The sequence below is a fragment of the Paenibacillus sp. FSL M7-0656 genome, assembly GCF_038003225.1.
GTDB lineage: Bacteria > Bacillota > Bacilli > Paenibacillales > Paenibacillaceae > Paenibacillus > Paenibacillus amylolyticus.
Window position 1 is genome coordinate 3,119,472 of record NZ_JBBOOT010000001.1, and the last position, 19,317, is coordinate 3,138,788.

At 45.3% G+C, this 19,317-nt stretch carries 17 protein-coding genes; 5 read left to right on the forward strand and 12 right to left on the reverse strand.

The window, feature by feature from the left end; genetic code table 11:
- Window positions 1-175: 175 nt before the first annotated feature.
- The 4 genes from MHI01_RS13845 to MHI01_RS13860 all read right to left on the reverse strand — a co-directional run bounded on the left by MHI01_RS13845 (window position 176) and on the right by MHI01_RS13860 (window position 4,988).
- Window positions 176-940: an SH3 domain-containing protein gene (locus MHI01_RS13845; protein WP_315372920.1), complete on the reverse strand. Its 765-nt coding sequence runs from the start codon at window positions 938-940 to the stop codon at window positions 176-178.
- Window positions 941-1,217: 277 nt separating this feature from the next.
- Window positions 1,218-2,357 carry a toxic anion resistance protein gene (locus tag MHI01_RS13850; RefSeq protein WP_017690481.1) on the reverse strand — a complete coding sequence of 380 codons (1,140 nt, stop codon included), beginning with the start codon at window positions 2,355-2,357 and terminating at the stop codon, window positions 1,218-1,220.
- Between the two features lie 198 nt (window positions 2,358-2,555).
- The gene (locus MHI01_RS13855) at window positions 2,556-4,244 is read right to left on the reverse strand and encodes a vWA domain-containing protein (protein ID WP_340983397.1); all 1,689 of its coding nucleotides are present in this window, start codon (window positions 4,242-4,244) and stop codon (window positions 2,556-2,558) included.
- Between the two features lie 15 nt (window positions 4,245-4,259).
- The gene (locus tag MHI01_RS13860; RefSeq protein ID WP_340983399.1) at window positions 4,260-4,988 is read right to left on the reverse strand and encodes a hypothetical protein; all 729 of its coding nucleotides are present in this window, start codon (window positions 4,986-4,988) and stop codon (window positions 4,260-4,262) included.
- A 381-nt stretch (window positions 4,989-5,369) separates the two neighbouring features.
- Here MHI01_RS13860 and MHI01_RS13865 point away from each other — a divergent pair, with 381 nt between their 5' ends.
- Window positions 5,370-5,969 carry an RNA polymerase sigma factor gene (locus tag MHI01_RS13865; protein ID WP_339299402.1) on the forward strand — a complete coding sequence of 200 codons (600 nt, stop codon included), beginning with the start codon at window positions 5,370-5,372 and terminating at the stop codon, window positions 5,967-5,969.
- Window positions 5,920-6,882: a DUF4367 domain-containing protein gene (locus tag MHI01_RS13870; protein WP_340983400.1), complete on the forward strand. Its 963-nt coding sequence runs from the start codon at window positions 5,920-5,922 to the stop codon at window positions 6,880-6,882. Before MHI01_RS13865 ends, MHI01_RS13870 begins: the two co-directional genes overlap by 50 nt.
- 92 nt (window positions 6,883-6,974) lie before the next feature.
- Here MHI01_RS13870 and MHI01_RS13875 read toward each other — a convergent pair whose 3' ends face one another.
- The 3 genes from MHI01_RS13875 to MHI01_RS13885 all read right to left on the reverse strand — a co-directional run bounded on the left by MHI01_RS13875 (window position 6,975) and on the right by MHI01_RS13885 (window position 9,965).
- A complete protein-coding gene (locus tag MHI01_RS13875) occupies window positions 6,975-7,355 on the reverse strand; it encodes a Uma2 family endonuclease (protein WP_340983401.1) in 381 nt (126 codons plus the stop codon).
- Between the two features lie 28 nt (window positions 7,356-7,383).
- Window positions 7,384-7,560 carry a hypothetical protein gene (locus MHI01_RS13880; protein WP_340983402.1) on the reverse strand — a complete coding sequence of 59 codons (177 nt, stop codon included), beginning with the start codon at window positions 7,558-7,560 and terminating at the stop codon, window positions 7,384-7,386.
- A gap of 71 nt (window positions 7,561-7,631) precedes the next feature.
- Complete coding sequence (locus MHI01_RS13885; RefSeq protein ID WP_340983403.1) at window positions 7,632-9,965, reverse strand: beta-L-arabinofuranosidase domain-containing protein; 2,334 nt, start codon at window positions 9,963-9,965, stop codon at window positions 7,632-7,634.
- A gap of 182 nt (window positions 9,966-10,147) precedes the next feature.
- On the opposite strand from MHI01_RS13885, the gene MHI01_RS13890 reads away from it, so the two are divergent.
- Entirely contained in the window at window positions 10,148-10,912 is a 765-nt protein-coding gene (locus MHI01_RS13890) for a helix-turn-helix transcriptional regulator (protein ID WP_156946146.1), read from the forward strand.
- A gap of 129 nt (window positions 10,913-11,041) precedes the next feature.
- Window positions 11,042-11,554: a GNAT family N-acetyltransferase gene (locus tag MHI01_RS13895; RefSeq protein WP_091034581.1), complete on the forward strand. Its 513-nt coding sequence runs from the start codon at window positions 11,042-11,044 to the stop codon at window positions 11,552-11,554.
- Window positions 11,555-11,687: 133 nt separating this feature from the next.
- Here the strand turns inward: MHI01_RS13895 and MHI01_RS13900 are convergent, their stop codons facing one another.
- Complete coding sequence (locus tag MHI01_RS13900) at window positions 11,688-12,731, reverse strand: 2,3-butanediol dehydrogenase (protein WP_340983404.1); 1,044 nt, start codon at window positions 12,729-12,731, stop codon at window positions 11,688-11,690.
- 116 nt (window positions 12,732-12,847) lie between these two features.
- On the opposite strand from MHI01_RS13900, the gene MHI01_RS13905 reads away from it, so the two are divergent.
- Window positions 12,848-13,759, forward strand: a complete 912-nt coding sequence (locus MHI01_RS13905; protein ID WP_340983405.1) for a LysR family transcriptional regulator — start codon at window positions 12,848-12,850, stop codon at window positions 13,757-13,759.
- A 114-nt stretch (window positions 13,760-13,873) separates the two neighbouring features.
- Here MHI01_RS13905 and MHI01_RS13910 read toward each other — a convergent pair whose 3' ends face one another.
- The 4 genes from MHI01_RS13910 to MHI01_RS13925 form a co-directional block, all read right to left on the reverse strand.
- The gene (locus MHI01_RS13910) at window positions 13,874-15,628 is read right to left on the reverse strand and encodes a methyl-accepting chemotaxis protein (RefSeq protein ID WP_340389179.1); all 1,755 of its coding nucleotides are present in this window, start codon (window positions 15,626-15,628) and stop codon (window positions 13,874-13,876) included.
- A 243-nt stretch (window positions 15,629-15,871) separates the two neighbouring features.
- The gene (locus tag MHI01_RS13915) at window positions 15,872-16,204 is read right to left on the reverse strand and encodes a hypothetical protein (protein ID WP_051446963.1); all 333 of its coding nucleotides are present in this window, start codon (window positions 16,202-16,204) and stop codon (window positions 15,872-15,874) included.
- Between the two features lie 21 nt (window positions 16,205-16,225).
- Window positions 16,226-17,551, reverse strand: a complete 1,326-nt coding sequence (locus tag MHI01_RS13920) for a WXG100 family type VII secretion target (RefSeq protein WP_340983406.1) — start codon at window positions 17,549-17,551, stop codon at window positions 16,226-16,228.
- Between the two features lie 291 nt (window positions 17,552-17,842).
- Window positions 17,843-19,195: an amino acid permease gene (locus tag MHI01_RS13925; protein ID WP_340983407.1), complete on the reverse strand. Its 1,353-nt coding sequence runs from the start codon at window positions 19,193-19,195 to the stop codon at window positions 17,843-17,845.
- Window positions 19,196-19,317: the final 122 nt, after the last annotated feature.

Sequence of the window (19,317 nt, forward strand, 5' to 3'; positions counted from 1 at the left end):
TCAACCGTAATTTGCGGATGTATCTTCCATATATGTATTTCTCATATCCTAGTGAGTAAATTCAGCAAAGAAGCTGGTGCTCCTCAGGCTCTGGTCCGTCTAGACTGTGTGAATGTAGCAAAATGCTAATATGAATCTCTTGTAAAGTTGGTATATAAAGATTCTAGTCTCCCGTCTACCAAGTGATTACTTTGCCGCTAATCCATCCGTACTTCCCACTACTTGTCCATACTTCGTACCACGTACGACCATCCGATGGATCATAAACGGAACCGCCCCAGTGTTCCAATTGATCTCCTTTGTCCACAACGGCAACAGCAGATCCGTTGATCGAAGGTATATCTCGCATATTTGCATGGGCCACCGATACGGTCACGAACTGCGCTTTAGATGTGGAATACGCATTTCCTTCGTAATAACGACCATCCGATTGCTTCACCACTTTACTGCTCACCCATCCGATGCTTCCATCCGAAATACTTACCTGATACCAGGTACGACCGTCCGAGGGGTCAAAATTTTTGCGGTGCAAATATACAGCTTCATCGTCTTGGTATAGGATACCTACTGATCTTGCATGGATACTAGGTGCAACGCGCAGATTTATTTCTGAAGACGTTGGCTTCAGATAATCAATACTTTGTTCTGCTGACGTCTCAGACACAGCGTAGCTTGCTTCTTCCTTAAGCTTCTCTACTGCTATTTCCTGAGCCGTGTCTTCTTGAACCTTGTTAACTTCCGTTTGAGCTTCACTCTTCGAGTCAACCGCTAGCTCTACCTGCTCTCCGCCTTGAACTACATCTGACTGTATAACTGGTTTGGTTGTCTCCTGTAATTCTTGGCTCTTCCCTTCTTCCTTAATGGTAATCTCAATCCCGCCACAACCGCTCAATACAATAGACGCTCCCAGCAGTATGGCAAACACCTTCTGACCCTTCATCGTATCCCTCTATTTCTGTATATAGTTAGTCCAACTCCCCGGCTACAAGCCTCTTTAATTTTAATTCAATTGGCTATAATTGTATATGGAGATTCCATCAATTGTTGGATTAAAAGACTAAGCAACTCCCCATCAGCAATAAGCAGATCAGAATGATTCTGTTCGTCGAAATTCGGTACCCGCGAGCAATGCCATGAATTATACAAAGCTGACATCAAAAAAAGACTCCCGAGGGAGTCTTTTCCGGCAGATTATGTCCTTGGCCTTAATCTGCTCACTACAGCCCCAGCTTTTGCCCTTTCTCCAACCGCTGAATCTGTTGCTCGCCGGTATCCGCAAGTTCACGGAACTGGTTAATCGTCTCACGCATTCTTGGCAGAGCTTCCTGCTTATAAAGACTAATCGAATCGAGCGCCGACAGCACATCGGTAAACGCCTGTTTCATCGTATCCACGGAGATGCTGGCTTCATACGCCTGCTTTTGGATGGCAATTCCCTGATCCTTGAGCATCTTGGATGTTCCGGCGATCAGATCATTGGTTGTCTGGTTCAGCAACTCAATTTTCTGCAATACAATCTTCTGATTATACAAAGCACTTGCTACAGTAACGGCAATTTTCAATGCCGAGATCGTTACATTCTTCGCACGGTCTACGCCTCGGATCAGTTCCTTGTTGTTGCGAATCACCACTTCAATCGCCATGATACCCTGCTGGTTCACGACTAACATCTGCTGTAGATCCATCACCCGCTGACGGAGTGGGAACAACACTTCTTCAGTAATAAACCGGACTTTTTCAGGGTCTTCATTCCGAACCTTGGCAGCTTCGATCTGCGCATCGATGGACTCATCCATAAGCACGCCAAGCTGAATCTCCTTTTGCAGTCGTTTGGTGAGTTCCCGCAGGTTCTGCTGTTCAATCTCCAGCGTTGTATTATCGTTACGCAGGGTAGATCTGCCTTTATCCAAAGAGGTTACGATGTCAGCGATGACTGCGTCAGCCTTCTGGTATTTCAGGAAATAGGCGCGAAGCGGATTGAACAATTTCCCAAGGAAACCGGTCTTGGCAAAGTCGACCACGCTTGGGTCGAGATCCTTCAGTTGCATATGCAGCTCGGTCAAACCTTTGGCGACCTGACCGCCCTCGTCTCCCGTCTTGGACAGATGTCCAACAGAGACTTGAAGCAAGGCGTTTTTCTCAGAAGAGGATCTCATTGTGTTCATGCCAAAGCCGTCAATGGATTGCAGAATTTCTTTACGCTTCTCCAGGGATTCGAGATCCAGTGTCATGATCATCTCTACGTTGGCATTTGCCACTTGTTGAAGCTCCGCGACCTCGGCGGGCACGGGTTTCACCTCTTCCTCAATCACCTTCTGAATTTCCTTCTGGCTCGGTATTTCCATTGAAAATGACATCTACAGTTCCCCCTTTAAATACGTGCTGTAAAATGATTGATATTCCACGCGAGTGACTCCGATTGCAGTACCATCCTCCGATCGCTGTTATCCCCAGATTTCTTCATTTTCCTCATTAATCGGTTGAAATCTGGTGATAAAGGCGACCGCTACGCTTCTTCAGATCGGTTCTGCACTCTACGTCTTCGTGTTATAAATTTACATCTGTACGTTAAACAGGTTTCCAATCTTGTACACGACATCGTCAGTATCGGCATTGATGCTTGCGGCTTCGTTAATGCTGGAGATGCTCTCCAAAGCCTTGATGTCCGCGTTGTACCCAATCGTATAGATTGGTACTTTGTACGTCTCGACCAGATCACGAATATCCTTCAGGGTATGACCTTCGTTGGTCTCGCCATCACTCAGGACAAAGATCAACGGCTTCACGTTTGGATTAGCGGCCATATAATCTTCCAGCATCTTCATCGCCACCACGATCCCGTCAAAGGTCGCCGTACCGCCGCCAGCTTGCAGACTATCAACTGTTCCGACAAACATGGACTGCTGGTTCGTATCATACTTGGCAATCGGCAGATTCACGGTTACCCCGCTAGAATAAGAAACCAGGCCAATACTATTCTCAGTGCCCAGGTACTTCTGACCTTTGCGTAGGGACTCCTTCAGTCGATTAAGCGGTTCGCCGTCCATGCTTCCGGACACGTCTGTCACGAACACGGCGGCAATTGGTTTACTACCGTTTTTCTTCTCTTTCCATACTTTCTGTGCAGACAACAACGTGCCGCCATCCACGGTAGCCAGCTCGGATTTGTAATCCTGCAAACCGTTGAAGCCAAACTCTTCTGCCGATTGTTGGTACTTCGCTTGAGTTACGAATTCTGCAAACTTTTGGATGATTTCCTGTTTGTTCTGTGGCAATTGTCCCAATGCATACAGCGGGCTATCATGTCTCACACCAAATGGTGTAAAGACGTATCCACTCTTCAGATCAGCGGTATTCACATACGTCTGGTATTCGAGTACAAAGGCATCCAGTCTGCCTGACTTGGCAGCTTCCCGCATCTGAATCGTTGTTGACGCTGTAAACGGTACATTCGTCTGGAATTTTTCGAACCCTTCAATGGCCTTCTCGCCAAGCGGGTTGGCGCTGTCATACGTATTCAGTGCAGTCACCAGGAAATTCAGTCCTGTGGAGCTGGCAAATGGATCGGTATATCCCATCGCGAGTTCATTGTTGGCAATCGCTTCGGTTACGGTTTTTACATTAACGGAGCCGTACGTATCAACCAGTGCATCATATTTGGCTTTGGAGATGACAATACCCGGAACATTCCCGACCAGTCGCTCGGACACCATCTCGGTCTTCACCCCACTGGCCTCAACCATCTCGCCCCACAGTTCATTGGAAGGTGTGAATGCATCCGGCATATACTTACCGGACTTGATATAATCGGTGGCTGTTCCGGAGGCAATGTTGCGGATTTTGACCGATACCTGTTTGCCACCTACGGTAATATTAGCTTTGTTGAATTCCTCCCCTACCTCAGTTAACCAGCCATCTATCCCACTGCCAGACTTCTCTGGGGAAGAGAAAATTTCGACGTAATCATTCGTTGTATTCTCTACAGCAATCGGAAATTTCGAGATATCCGGTAGTGATTCTGCTACGTCGACCGGATCAAGATCAATCTGTCCTTTGACCGGTTCCGCCGTCGCTGGCGCAATGTCCGCGTACAGTTTTCCCAGTTCCTTACCTGCATTCTCTGTGCTCACCTGTGTGGTTGACTTGCCAAAGTTCGACGTCAGTGTAATCCCTGCATAGACCAGACCAAATACGAGTACCAGCATTACAATCGATATGAAAAAAAACTTTCCCTTCTTGGCCATACGAGCAACCCCTCACTATCTGTATAATTTGGTGTGCTTGATTAACTGATCAATCTCCTGCATACAAGGCATCTGTTCAATATCTCCGGCTTCAAAGCTGTCGAGGCGTGAAATCTCGAGTAACAACTGATCGAGCTTGAGCAAAATTTCCTCATTGGTGTGTAATGCATTTTTTACATAAGACAGATAATCGTTGTATACCTTGGTTTTTTCTTGAAAAAGTTTCTGGGGAAGTGTGGAGGATTTGGATTTCATCATGTTGGCATAGTCAGCTTCATCAAATACATTCAACCGGTTTAGCACACTGCGAATGTTCAGGTATAACAACTTCTCCACTTCCAATGTGACCGAAGCAAATTTCTTGTAGCTCAGTTCCCCGGGATCAAACCGTTGATGAAGCACATTCAGGAGGGTTTCTTTTTTCTTTTTCATCCGGCTAAGTTGGGACAGCCCCAGTGTAATATCTTCTTCGAGCACTTTGATGCGTCTATAAAAAGATAGTGCTTCCACATAATCTTCATGCGTTTCGATATGCTTCACGGGCAGGACTACCGGTTGTCTGAACAGCAAGGTGTAACTTCCATATAAGAGTGCCATTGCACTGCCAAACAGAAGGGTAACGGATAGCGCAGTTGTGAATGCACCCTCCTCGAAATTCAGCCCGATAAAGCCAGGTGAGAATGCGAGAACATTCACAGCCACAATACCGAGGATTAATCCCAACAATTTTATGTACTTGATCATGTTCAATCATCCGACCTCCTTTCATGTTATATATTGGTGCTTCATGTCGTAATTTTCCTGTTCAACTTATTCTTATTGTACATGATGTTAACGCTCTCAGGTGGATATGATTGGATATTTGAATACTCATAATATACGTGGTTTGGGCTTATCCCATTTCATATTTTCAGGGACAACGTGGAACCGATTTTGTAACCTCTGGAAATTGATCCGTTTATGTGGAACCATCGGTGGGAGAAAAAGAAAAGTTATCCGGTAATACGTGAAAATTTGGCGGGCGTGTCATTTTTTATACAGCTGTATCTATCTATTTATACTCAACTGTCACATTCGCTGATAGGTGATACGTAGTAAGGAGTGTAAGGGGGTGAAACTAAACCAATGGATTATTCATACATACATCAGATCGTTGTTGAGGTGCTAAAAGGGCGGACAGAGAAATTCGAAATCATTGTGCAACGATATGAAAAACCGATCTTTCGCTACTGTTATCACATGCTGGGACACCGCACAGAGGCTGAGGACAGTGGGCAAGAGGTATTTCTCAAAGCCTATCGCTCACTTGACAAGTTTAAACCCGACCTGTCCCTGGAAGCCTGGCTATACAAAATCGCCTATAACCAGTGCATTGATGTCATACGCAAACGAAAGCTAACAAGATACCTTCCCCTCTTCTACCGCAAAGATCAGGAGAATGCACATGTGGATCTGGCAATTGAAGCGAACTATTTCGATGAATATGTGCTGAAGGCGATGTCGAGATTATCCGCTGAGGAACGCAATCTGTTGATTCTAAGATGTGTGGAGGATAAAAGCTATGAGGAGATTAGTCAGATTCTTCATCGGAACAGTCCAAGTCTGCGGAAAAAATATGAGCGTACCGCAGCCAAATTCCGTACCTATTACGCACTGGCGAAAGGAGATGATCCCCGTGAAAACGGAGTACAACAACGATCAGGATCTGAGAGAACTTTTTCATAACACACCGAATTTCAAGACGGATCTGACGAGTAGCGTGATGCACAGGCTACAATCTGAATCCAAACCAAAGGAGAGGTTCTACGTGAAATATAAAGTGAGTTTATTGGTGCTGGCTGGCATGCTGCTGACGGTATCGTCTGGTTTTGCAGCAGTGAAGTATCATTCATTAAAGAACAGTCATGGAGAGGTCGTCTATCAGGAAAAATCAATATCAGAGGCTCCTGCTATAGCCAATTATTCAGATAAAGAACGCAAGCGGATCAGCATAGCAAATCAGGCTTATGACAAGTTGGATAAAGGAACCGCCATGCTCATTTATGTCGCATCACACAACCCTGACCATCAATTGGATATGCGTTTTACCCCTTTTATTTTCCAAAATGCAGCAGACCTGCGTAAAAAGGTTAACAACTCAGATATTAAGCTATTGGATAAAATCGAAGGGGATTACACGTTTGAATGGGCCGAAGCCTTCATGTCACCGATCACGGATGTGAAACCCCTGACCTCGGAAGAAGAGGCCGATATTGCAGAGAAACTACGCCAGAAAGCCCTGGCGTCCAATACGGACTATGCAATGATGCCGATTGAATTCGCTGACGATTTCCGCCATATCCGCAGCTTTTACAAGCAGGGGGATAAAAAAATAGCGGTGACGACTGTAAATTACGGTGTAGGACATGGAACAGCTACCTCCTACTGGGACGATCAACTTGATCTGATCAAAGAAAAGTTTACCGTGAAGGGCACTGAAATGATCTTTACAAAGGACTCTGATGGCTCTCCTTCAGGAATAAACTGGGTGGACCAGGATGCAAAAACAGGTCAGACCTATGGATATACCGTCTCCGTGTGGGAGGGCCATGTCACGGAACAAGAGCTGCTTAACCTGGTGAAGATGTATCTTAATTAATGTTCAACTTCGTTAACGGTGATGTTTCCTCCAAAAGCATATCACAACAAAAGCTTGCCCCTCATCAATCGAGGGACAAGCTTTTGATCTGTTTATATATTAATGTCGTGCGAGCTTAGCCTGAACAAATGCTGAAGCGGAACCTCCAGTTCAGGATACAACACGGATTGGATCGTTTCTTGCTCTGTGTACAGATGACGGTTCTGGTAACTGCCTTCTTCCAATGTATATACATGGACGGTCTGATTGCCAGGGTCAACAATCCAGTATTCATTCACACCGTATTTCTGATACAGATTAAACTTTTCGTTAAAATCCTTCAGCGCAGTCGAAGGAGACAGCACTTCTATGATGAGAGACGGCGCACCCTGACATCCATTTTTGGATATTTGGTGATTGGAACAAACCACCGACAGATCCGGTTGTACCACATGGTCAGGTACGTCATATTGTTCATTTTCGCTGAAATACACATCAAAGGGGGCAACAAAAACGAAACATTTACGATTCTGAAAAAATAATACGCAAGGAGAAGTGCAGCTCACCCACAATAAACTGGTGTAATGAGGTGGGTGCTGGGGACATATTAAATGCTTTGCCGTTAATTAATTCCCATGCACCCTCCCACGTTAACCAATCCTGAAAACTATAGATGCCTTTATTATCCGGTTTGGCCACACTTCCAACCTCCTATTTCACCTAATCAGTATGTTTCCTTTATTATACCATTGTGTTTGCCCATTTTCATATCATGCCTCAGTTTGTGAAAAGACGGATTTCGGTTTGCTTCGCGTTGTGCGCACATCCACCACTTTCCCGGCACAGCCGTTGTCACCCAGCGCCTGAAATGCAACCCGCACGCTGTCTTTGCCTGACGTAACCGACTCAGGGATGTCATAGGTAACGTAGAATACTTCGCCAATCTTGTTCATATGAATCCGCTGTTCACCCACCACAGTTCCATCTACAGCGATACTAAATTTTCTCTCATACGGCGTACCCTCCCGTTCAAATGAAGACCAATCCCCGCCCCAGTATGCCACGCATAGAACATTCGGTGCAGAACCATCCACCGCCAGCTGGTAGCTGAAGTAAGCTCTGCTGACACCATAGGCCTCCCGCCACATGATCAGCTTGTTGCGGCTGTCTGTATAGGAACCATTGTGATGTTCGGCACGGCAATTGCTATCCAGATGATGTCCAATCTCATCCTGCTGGCCGTCAGGCTGTACTCTGTCGATGGTGATATCATTTAACTGCTTCTCCAGTGCATCTCCCGCATCGTTAAGCGGCCAATAGACCGTATAGAACTCATGATGCACATCATAGAACGGAATGAGCTTCACGGCTTCGCCTGTGGAAGTAACATCTTTGCTAAGTTCAAATGTTAACGTGTCTGCATCTACAACCTTGATCCACTCTCGTACATCCTCTTGCTCCGTCCAGATCACAGGTACAGGTGCAGTCTTGGGATTCAGCGCTGTTTCGTCTACGATCGTATCCTCGGGAAGGCCCTCGTTTCCTAGTGCACCAGCGAGTACTATTGGGCCGTACAGGAATGCCACTTTGTGGGAATCATCCCGGGCAGTGTACTGGCGGAGTGACATCGGCAGTGTGATGGTGATGACATCGCCCGTTGTCCATGTGCGCTCGATGGAAAGATAGCCGGGTTCCATCTGTGTATACGGATGTTCCGTATCCCCGTTAACTGTTGCCGTCATTGGCTCTTGCAGCCATGAGGGCACACGTAATCTTAGATGAGCCGAGGCGTTGCCTCCGGTGATCGTCAGGGTTACCTTTTCCGAATAAGGAAAGTCGGTTTCAAGCTTCAGGGATAATCCCTGTGACGCCCAATCCAGTTGGGAAGCGATATACAGGTTGACGTACAGGTCCTGTTCATCCTCAAAATAGATGGCCTCGGCATATTTGCCCGGATTCTCCATGCCTGATCCTGTGCAGCACCACCAAGCGGTATCGTGAGTACCATAGATTTTGTAGTGGCCTTGCAGCGTTGATGCAAAATACGTTTTGTTCCCCGTATCCGGGTCCTGCGTGCCGAGGATGTGATTATAGATGGCGTTTTCATAATAGTCCATGTAGGCGCTATCGGGATTCCAGGCAAAGAGTTGTTTCGTCAGATGCATCATGTTGTGGGTACAGCAGCTCTCTCCTGTCTTGATCCCGAGACTCTCCATGCCCTTCGCTTCGTAGTGCTCCGAAATACTCGTCGCACCAAATACATAGGAACGATGATGAATGGTCGTATCCCAGAAAAATTCTGCCGCTGTCCGGTAACTCTCGCGGGAGTGATCCTGGTTGTAGATCTCGGCTGCACCGATCACTTTAGGAATCTGAGTATTGGCGTGTTTGCCTTGAAGATCGTCCTGTTTGTGCTCCAAGGGTCTCAGGATCAATTGATGGGTGAACTTGTTAGCGATCTCAAGATATAAGGCTTTGCCTGTGATTCCATACAAGTGTGCAAATACTTCATTCATGCCCCCGTGTTCACTTTGAAGCATCGTCTGCATCTGTTCTTCTGTCATCGGAAGCAAACCTTCGACCGCCCAGTCTGCAAATCGAGTAACTACATCAAGTGCCTGTCCGTTGCCAGTGAGTTTATGGGCATCAATCAGGCCGCGATAGATTTTGTGCACACTGTACCAGGGAACCCAGTATTCACCGATATTGAATCCACCGATATTCTCTGCTCGAAAAGCCATGTGGAAAGGTTCTTCGGACAAACCACCGATATATCCGCTCCCCGTGGTCTGTTGGATTCTCGCCAGTTCGGTAACCGCATAATCCAGTCTTTCTTTTAACGTGATATTCCCGGTTGCCTGATACGTCACAGCCAGGGCAGACAGATAATGTCCGAGGGAATGTCCGCTGATGGTACGTGCCTCCCAACCCGCGTAGCGCTCTTTTCGGGCAGGTAAACCATGCGCTTCGAAGCATGGAGCCAGGAATCGATCAATATCCAGCGATAACAGGTAACGCTCCCCCACCTCTTGTGATGTTTGAAACACACCATTTAACAGATCTACATGTTCCGGTCCCAGAAATCCTTTTTTCGTATCAATCATTACACTCACTCCTTCTCGGGATGTAATAGATATCCATTCATTCTTAAGGGGTAAAATCCGTGTTCTGTTCCATATGACTAATACTCATCAATCTACTGTAGAGCTTGAATATCCCCATTCTATCAAATAAAATACAATTACATCAGACTCATAATCCAAGAAAAGGTGGATAAATCCGTCCTATGCAAAAGCCACTGGAACATTACCTGTGCGGCAAGTTCATATCCGAAGGCAACTGGAGCCACATGAGACGCAGCATGCCTGTGCATGAGATCATTTTGATGCTGGAAGGTGAGATGTACATCGCGGAGGAAGAGGAACAATATGTAGTTCGTGCCAACGATCTGTTGTTTCTGCGCGCCGGTCGCACCCATTACGGCTACCAGATTAGCGACACACCCGTCAGCTTTTACTGGGTTCACTATGATGCCATTTCGGCAGAATTCAACCAGTTTAGGACACATGCCACCATTCAGGTGCCTTCCATGGCCAATCAGTTATTCAAGCAGTTGCTGCATGTGTCATCCTTCTCACCAGAAGAAGCCGACGCTGCTTTGTTACTGTTGTTCAAGGAGCTGGAGCGCAATATAGAGGCGGATTATCGCCCGCACAATGCAATTGTGGACCATATCTGCAAGTGGGTCGATATTCATCTGCATACAAACATCACAGTGAGTCAGATTGCGGAAAATTTTAATTTTAACAAAGACTATATCTCCAAAATGGTGAAACGTGAGAAAGGTACTGGACTCAAAACCTATATCCTCACAGAACGAATTCGCCGGGCGAAACAGTTGCTGCTCAACACCAATGCTAGTGTAAAAGAAATCGCCGGACAGTGCGGCTTCTCCGACTACAAGCTATTCCTGCGCATGTTCAAGCAATACGAAGGCAATACGCCAACCGAATATCGCAATCATCTGTATTCCACACAGCTCAATCGCTGATGCGCTACGATCTATAGAAATGACTGAGTTACCTATAGAAAATTTGAATGAATCGGATTGAATCCGTTATGGTAAAATGCAAGAAAACTATATTCCATACTTAACCCATAAGAGAAGAGGAATTATAAGATGACAACGGCTGCCGTTACGATTCACCCTGCCACAGAAGCAGACCATCCAGAGATTGTAGATATCCTTGTTGCAAGTTATGCCGAGTATCGGGAGACTTTTGAGCAAAATGAACGCTGGGAGGCCTACCTCAAAGATATTCGAGAGTCTGTGGTTAATCCGTACCTGACACAATTATGGATCGCGAAGATTGATGATCAGATCGTTGGTACAGTCCAATTATTCGAAACAGCGCGCAAGGCTTATCCAAACTTTGAATTGCCAATCGATTATCCGTTTATTCGGCTGTTGGGTGTTGATCCAAAATGGAGAGGTCACGGGATTGCCAGGGTATTGCTCCAGCAATGCGTAGATTCTGCCAAAGAAATGGGCAAAAATACGGTGTATTTATATACGGGCGGTCAGATGGTCAATGCCATCCGTTTATATGAGCGTTTTGGATTTACAGAGGATGAGGAGTTCAGCTCCGAGAGTGGCGGGGGCAAGGCAATATGTTACCGTTATGATTCCTAGTGTTGGCTAACAGCAACATGGGATTAGGGAACAGAAAATGAAATGTAAAAAAGACCGATCATCTTTATGACGGTCTTTTCTACGTTTATAAATGATCAATCAACATTTGAAATGATACATCGCTATTGATTTTTTAGCCGCCAATCTCTACCAAAATCTTCGCATGGCTCTTGTCGCTCATTAACAACTCAAGCCCTTCCTGAACGATGTCGTCAAGTTTGATTTTCTTAGTGATGACCTGTTTCACATCGAGCGACCCTTCAGCAATTAATGAAATCACTTCAGGGAAAATGTGGCGATATGCCAGCGTTGCCGTTAGATTCGCTTCTTTGACCAGAAGATCGAAGAAGTTCACTTGAAGCGGATTTGGAATCGCTGCGATGACAACAACTTCTCCGCCTTTTTTGACAACCGCAATGGCACTATCCATCGTTGGTTGCACACCTGCTGCTTCATAAGCTACATCAATGCCGCCCGATTGTTGCAGGATCACCTCTGTTGCATTGACTTTGGCACTGTTCAACGGAATCGCTCCCAGCTTGGCTGCCAGGTCCAGACGTTCCTCAAATACATCGACTGCATAGATTTCAGAGGCTCCTGCTGCTTTGGCAGACAGAATGGTCAATAATCCAATTGGACCTGCTCCATATACGGCTACTTTGTTCCCCACTTTCAGCTTGCTGTGACGAACCGCGTGAAAGGCTACGGCTGTAGGCTCTACAAGCGCACCTTCTTCGAAAGATACGTTATCCGGTATGGGATGAACCATATATGCTTCAACAACAACATACTCCGCAAAACCACCATCACCATTCAGTCCAACGAATCCAAATTGAGTACACTGGTTGTAACGTCCCTGGATACAGTACTCACATTTTCCGCAATGGTACAACGGCTCTACCACAACTCGATCCCCTACACTGATACCGCTTACATTACTCCCCAATTCACTTACGGTTCCTGCAAATTCATGACCCAGTGTCAATGGTGCTTTCTGTCCTGAGAGCGGATGATTCTCGCCTTCTTGAATACCCACACCATGATGATAGGCATGCAAGTCACTGCCGCAGATCCCCGCATATTCAACTTTGATTTTGACCTGACCCGCTTGAGCAACCGGAACTTCCCGTTCTTCTACACGCACGTCTTTATGGGCATACCATACTGCTGCTTTCATGAAGTTCATCCCCTTTGTATGATTGTCTATATATTATATCGCTGTTCATGTATTATTCATATTTATAGATACTAATGTTAACATTAGTTGTATTAATGCTAAACGGAGATGAAATCATGAATCTGGAACAGCTCGAATATGTCGTTGAAATTGCGAAAACGAAATCATTCTCCGCCGCCTCGGAGCATCTACATGTCACACAATCGGCGATCAGCCAATCGGTTCATCGTCTGGAGAAAGAATTGGGTATCATCCTATTCGAACGCTCGCGGCAGGGAACTCATCCCACTCCCGAAGGCAAACAATTCATTGCCAAGGCACTGGATATTTTACAGCGGATTGATGAATTAAAATCCCTGAACGCAGAAGCCTCCTCACTTAGCGGAGAGCTTCATGTGGCTACTTTTCCAAGTGTCATGCCCTATCTTGTCCAGTCTGCTGCAGATATGAAGCGTGAGCACTCACAACTTAACATTTCCATTGAAGAGAAAGGGTCCATGGAAATTATCGAAGATATTCGCAATAACAAAACCCATCTGGGCTTTATCGCGATCTATGCGAAACAATTGCGGGAATTCGATGGACTTCACTTCAGTCCCATGTACTCGGGTAAGCTGGTAGTCGGTACTCATCACCTGTCTGAACTTGCCAAGCACAGCCGTGTTTCACCTGATCAATTAAAAGAACACAAGCTGGCACTGTATCGAGATGGTTTCATCGAAGACTTCATCAAGGAATTCACCTATGATCATGGACCTCTGTCCATTCTGTTTAAAACAAATAATTCAGAAGCCATCAACATGGTGTTAAGAAACGATATTGCCGCCACGATTGGTCACGACTTTTCCTTTCACCAAAATCCCTTATGGAAAGAAGGTCTGGTGAAGATGGTAGAGATCGCTGGAATCGATCAACCGAAAATGCAGATTGGCTTCGTGCAGACGGAGTCCAAGGAGTCCGCCGTAGCTGCAGAACGATTCGCCCAACGCTTCAGACAGGCGATAGAGCTGGATCATTTAAAAGTTTAAATCTAAAAAAGTGCTCCACCCTTTGAAGGAAGTTTGGGATGAACACCAACTTCTCCAAAAGCGGAACACTTTTCTGACTATCTCTTGCGTTACTATTACTACACCTTACTCAAACTATACTTTAACTTTTCGTACGGCTTCACTCATCTCGTTCGTCTGCTGCTCCAACATTGTGGAGGTCTGCGCCACCCTGTTGAACATGGCCGACTGTTCACGCATTAAGCGATAGATTTCATCCGAATGATCCGACACCCCGGCTGAGATCTGCGAGATCGTATTGACGGAGGCTGCGGCCTCTTCCGAACCTGCCGAGATTTCCTCTGCCGCAGCGGAGACTTCCTGAATGCGACTGGTTACCAGTTGGAACGCGTCAACGACATGAGCGAAAGCTTGCTCCGCTTCTGCAGTAATTGTAACCCCTTGTCCAATCTCGGTTGCAGTAACCCCCATCTGTGAGCCAATCTGCTGTGATTCTTGTTGAATACGAAGCAGCAAGTCGGAGATCCGTTCCATGGATGTGCTTGAGGCCTCAGCAAGCTTCCGAACTTCATCCGCCACAACCGCAAAACCTTTGCCGTGTTCTCCTGCATGTGCTGCCTCTATGGATGCATTAAGCGCAAGTAGCTTCGTCTGACTCGCAAAGTCACGAACCGTGTGCAGGGCACCACCAATTTCCTGGGAGTAGTTGTTCAGCACCTGAACCATCGCTACAACTTCACTTGAGACATTTGAGATGCTCTCCATCTGTGTTTTCATCAGTGTCATGCTCTGTTTACCGGACTCCGCCGTAGAAAGCGCACTTGATGCCGCATCCGATACAACCATCGAGGATTCGGATATATCCGTTATGCCTTTTGCGATCTCTTCCATCGCATGCGCGCTATCGCTTGCACCCTGCTTCTGCGTATGTGCACCCTGCCTAATCTGTTCGACAGATTGATCAACCGTCTTGCCCATCTCAAGCATCTCTTCGGTACTGCGATTAAATTCCTTCGTTGATTCCGATAAAATATCTGTGGTTACTGCTACGCCTTCAACCATGTTACTCACAATCTTATTCAAGTTACCGGACATATGTATCATCGCTTGATATGTGGTTCCAATCTCATCTTGGCTGCGCAAACGATACGACGTCAAAATTTGGTTTGCTTCTGCAAGCTCACCCTGTGCCATTTTTTCCACACTCGCCTTCAGCGGTTGAAGTGGCCGCAGTCCTCTTACGATAAACCACGTGACAACAGCAATGCCTATAAGTGTAATTAGTAGCAACAAAGCATAGAAGGGAATACTCGATTTCATTATATCTGACTCAATGCTTCCGATGACCGATACCGCCGTATCGATCCCAATTACACCTGTTACAGCACCGTTACTATCCAGCATGGGAGCGTAAGAGGAAATATAGTCGCCGTACTCCTCATTGTTAATAATCGAAGAACTGGCTGTTTGCCCCTGTAACAGCTTCTGCACAGCCTCCTGAGGGACATCCGTAACTTCATTAATCGGTGAGGCTTTATCTGCATCCTTCATACCATCCACCATAATAAGTGGCGTACCTTTGTCATCTATTTTGACGAAATACACATACATTGCACCAATGCTTACGCGAAAGTCATCCAGTTCATCACGAATCTTCAAGAATTCGTCATTCTCCTTGGGGTCCTTGGCAAACTCGGCATAAGATGCTGTATCCAGCTGATTCACATAACTCTGAGCAATCTGGATGTTGTAACTCGAAATGGCCTCCTGCGCAGCTAGTTTCATATTGGCCACCTGTAACAGCATGCTTCCAACGGCTATAATCGTAATGACCAGTGTGACTACTGCAACAATGCGCACAACCAAACGTTTTCTAAAAAAACCAATCATCCGCTCCTCTTCCTCTCCCGTGAACCCAAGCCTTTTTGACTAGTCGATACCCAAAAAACACATGCTTGAAGCACTATGTATGGGAAAATAGTAAACGAATATGTCGAATTAGGCAAGAAAATATTGGGTTTACATAAAAACGCTATCATGGCCGTGGGAGCTTTGTTTATTGAAAAAAAAACTCCAATGCAAGCATTAGAGTATGTTCAAAGATTGATAATTATTTTTATTCTGTAACTTGAGTTACCATTCTAACTCTTCAATCAAGTTAAATATCATTTTTTTATCAAAATCATCCATTGATTTAAAAATAGCTATTTCATCTGTTTTTTTGTCCAATTTGATGAGTGTAGCTATGGCTAAATCTCCAACTTTATAATAACCTATTAACTTATCTGATGCTCCTCTTCTGGATGTAAGTTCCTCCAGCTTTTCATTTATAGCAGTTGACGCCAATTTTTCTTTGCCTATATAAGTCATTACATGATACAAAACTATTGGATTTGCTTCATTTAATAAAAGTTGCAACTCATCAATCGAACATTGTCCTTCTTCAATTTTCTTTATTAAATTCATATTTCTACCCTCCATTAAATTTTATTTCAAATGACTCGTAAGGGTCTGCCTTTCTCTTACATAATTTTCAAACAGAGCATTCGCAATATCATTTCGACCTAATTCATCAGCTATTTTTATTTCTCTCATGTATGCATTTAATTCCATTTTAACACGATTCATAGTCTGAAAATGATAACTCATTCCCGGAAAACCTTTGTTCATATCGTCTAGATAATGTGTGTATTCGTGTAAAAGTGCCCCTATTGAAGCATCCTCATTTATAATTAACTGCCCAGGTCCACCTCTTTTTGGAGAATACGCCATATCCTCGCCTCTATGAATTACTTCCACACCGTTTGATTCCAAGTGATCAATAATTTCTTTCCATTTCTCGGGATGAGATTCCCTTCCAGGGCCAAGAACTTCTTTTAATGGATCATCTATACCTTTTCTGAACATATCTTTACTATTATCTATGCGTGTCCCCGCCTCTTTTTCCTTCTCCAGATAGTCGGAAAACTTAGAGGATTCTCTCGCCTTTTTACTCTCAGCAATGTTATCCAGAACTCGAAGGCGTTGATCTTTATGTCCATTAAAACTACCTGTTAACTGCCCTGTACCAGGCGGACGATTGAATGAATTAATCTTCGCGCCGCCTCCCGACGAAGTCAGAAGATTATGCGGCTTGATCATCTTGGAGGCATAACCCCCACCAACCATTAGACCTCCCAACCCAATCATATTTGCCCAGTGTTCACTGGACCAGGCATTGGTCGGAAAGGTGGCTTCCCGTATCGTCCCATGGATACCAAACGTGAGCCAGTTGGCAGCATCATTCGGGGAGTTAAATGCTTTATCCGCCCTGTCTACATACCCCTGAACAAGACCACTTGGAATACCAAATGTCCAATAATCCAGAAAACCACCTACACTATCATAACGCTTTTGATATCGATCATCCGCAGATTGCATAAAGGCTTGTCCCAATTCGACTAAACTATCAGCAGACTTCTGAAAAGCATTACGGGTGTCGGTTGCTGGTGCCCTGCATTCATCTGGCGGTGGTGGTACACAACTCACATCATAGGATTGTACAGCTTGCTGATCAGCAAGTCTGAATTTCTCCGCATGCCCTTCAAGCTCCTTCGCAATGGATAAGGATAGTGAGACAAAGTCATCCATCACCCGCTGCGCAACCATAAAATCAACATAAAACCTTTCCTTCGTACTACCATCCCACTGTCTTTCGATTTCAAATAAATGTTGTTTCAAGATGTTATTCATCTGAAAAACCTGATTCTGAGCTGTTGTAAATTGTCTCGAGACAGATATCAACTGTTCAGGAGTTACTTTTATCGTTGTCATGTGAGACCTCGTTCTAAATATATTTCGTTGTTATACGAACATTTGTTGTTTAGAATGCTATAAGATTCATATGTACAGATGGGCTTTTATTATAAAGTGAACACAGATCATTTCGTAGAGACTGCCGGTTTATTTATCTAGTTCGTATTACCCCTAATTTGTCCCAGTTATAACAAAAACAGAGGTTCTAGTTCCAAAATAAAATCGTTTCCTTAGTGCCTACAAAAAAACACCCCGGCACAAGCGCCGAGATGTCGTGTTGTTCTACATTTGTATACTACCCATTCCATACTAAACTGTTTGTTTATTCGTCCTTCTGAATCGAATCAGGGACCAGATAATCAGCAACGCGAGCACGGCAAGACAGATGCTAATGCTGAACCGATTACCTTCATCAAACACAAACATCACTGCAATCACACTAAGACATAGTACAACAACTCCGGTTATATAAGGGAATCCCCAAACTTTGAAGGTCGGTTGAACCGGATATTTCTTCCGCAGTTTCAACTGTGATGAGGCAATACAGATCCACACAAGGATTACGACAAACCCCGGAACTGCGAGCAATACGCGGAACAGTTGATCCTGCGCGAACAGGCCAAGCAAGGAACCTCCGAGCAAAACTACTGAGCACACCAGAAGTGTGTTAACAGGGCTACCGTTGCGATTCGTCTTTGACAATGCCTTCGGAGCTTCCCCGCCCACTGCCATGGAGTGCATCATCCGGGATGCACCATAGATACCTGAATTCGCAGCAGACAGAACTGCCGTCACCAAAATAAAGTTCATTATGTGTGCTGCTCCCGGCAGTCCCGTGGATGCAAGCACCTGTACAAATGGACTGCTCTCCGGCCCGATCTCATTCCATGGGATAAGACCACAGATGATGAGAATCGGCAAGGTGAAGAACAGAATAATTCTGAGCATGAAATTGCCCACGATTTTGGGCATAACTTTTTCTGCATTTTCCGTCTCGGTCAGGGTCAGACCAATCAGCTCCGATCCCCCATAAGAGAACATGACCACAAGCAGTGCCGAGAAGATCGATGACCATCCGTTCGGGAAGAACCCGCCTGCTTGCGTATAATTTTGCAGATAAGGGGTGTTATCACTTGGGATAATGCCAAAGATCAACCCTGCACCCAGGAAGATAAAAATAATGATCATGGCAATTTTGATCCCGGCCAGCCAAAACTCAAATTCCCCGAACACACCTACACTTAACAGATTAACCAGTATAATGAACGCTGCACAAGCCAGACTCAGCATCCACAGCGGTACTTCACTGAACCAATACTGCAAAAAGCTCCCGGCGGCAATCACCTCAATGACACACACCGATAACCATAGAAAGCAGTACATCCATCCCATAACAAAGGAAACTCTGCTACCAAATGCCTCCTGCACGAAGTCTTTCATATTTTTGTTCTTGTACACCGTAGCCATCTCCGCCATCGCGGCCATAACAACCAGCAGCAATAATCCGGCAAAAATGTATGTGACAATAACGCCCGGACCCGCGAGTCCAATCGTCTCTGCACTGCCTTTGAAAATTCCCGTTCCAATGACACCACCCATAGCCATAAAACTGATGTGTCTTGGTTTAAGCTTCTTTTGTAGTGTTCCTTCTGTCTGAGCCAATTCAAGTCCTCCTGATGTAAAAAACGTCTGTAATGCTGTCTTGTTTCATAGACATAATGTCCAGTATACCCTATTGTCCATCAATCAGCCCAGAAGTTCCTTATGGCCAATTCATCCCAAAC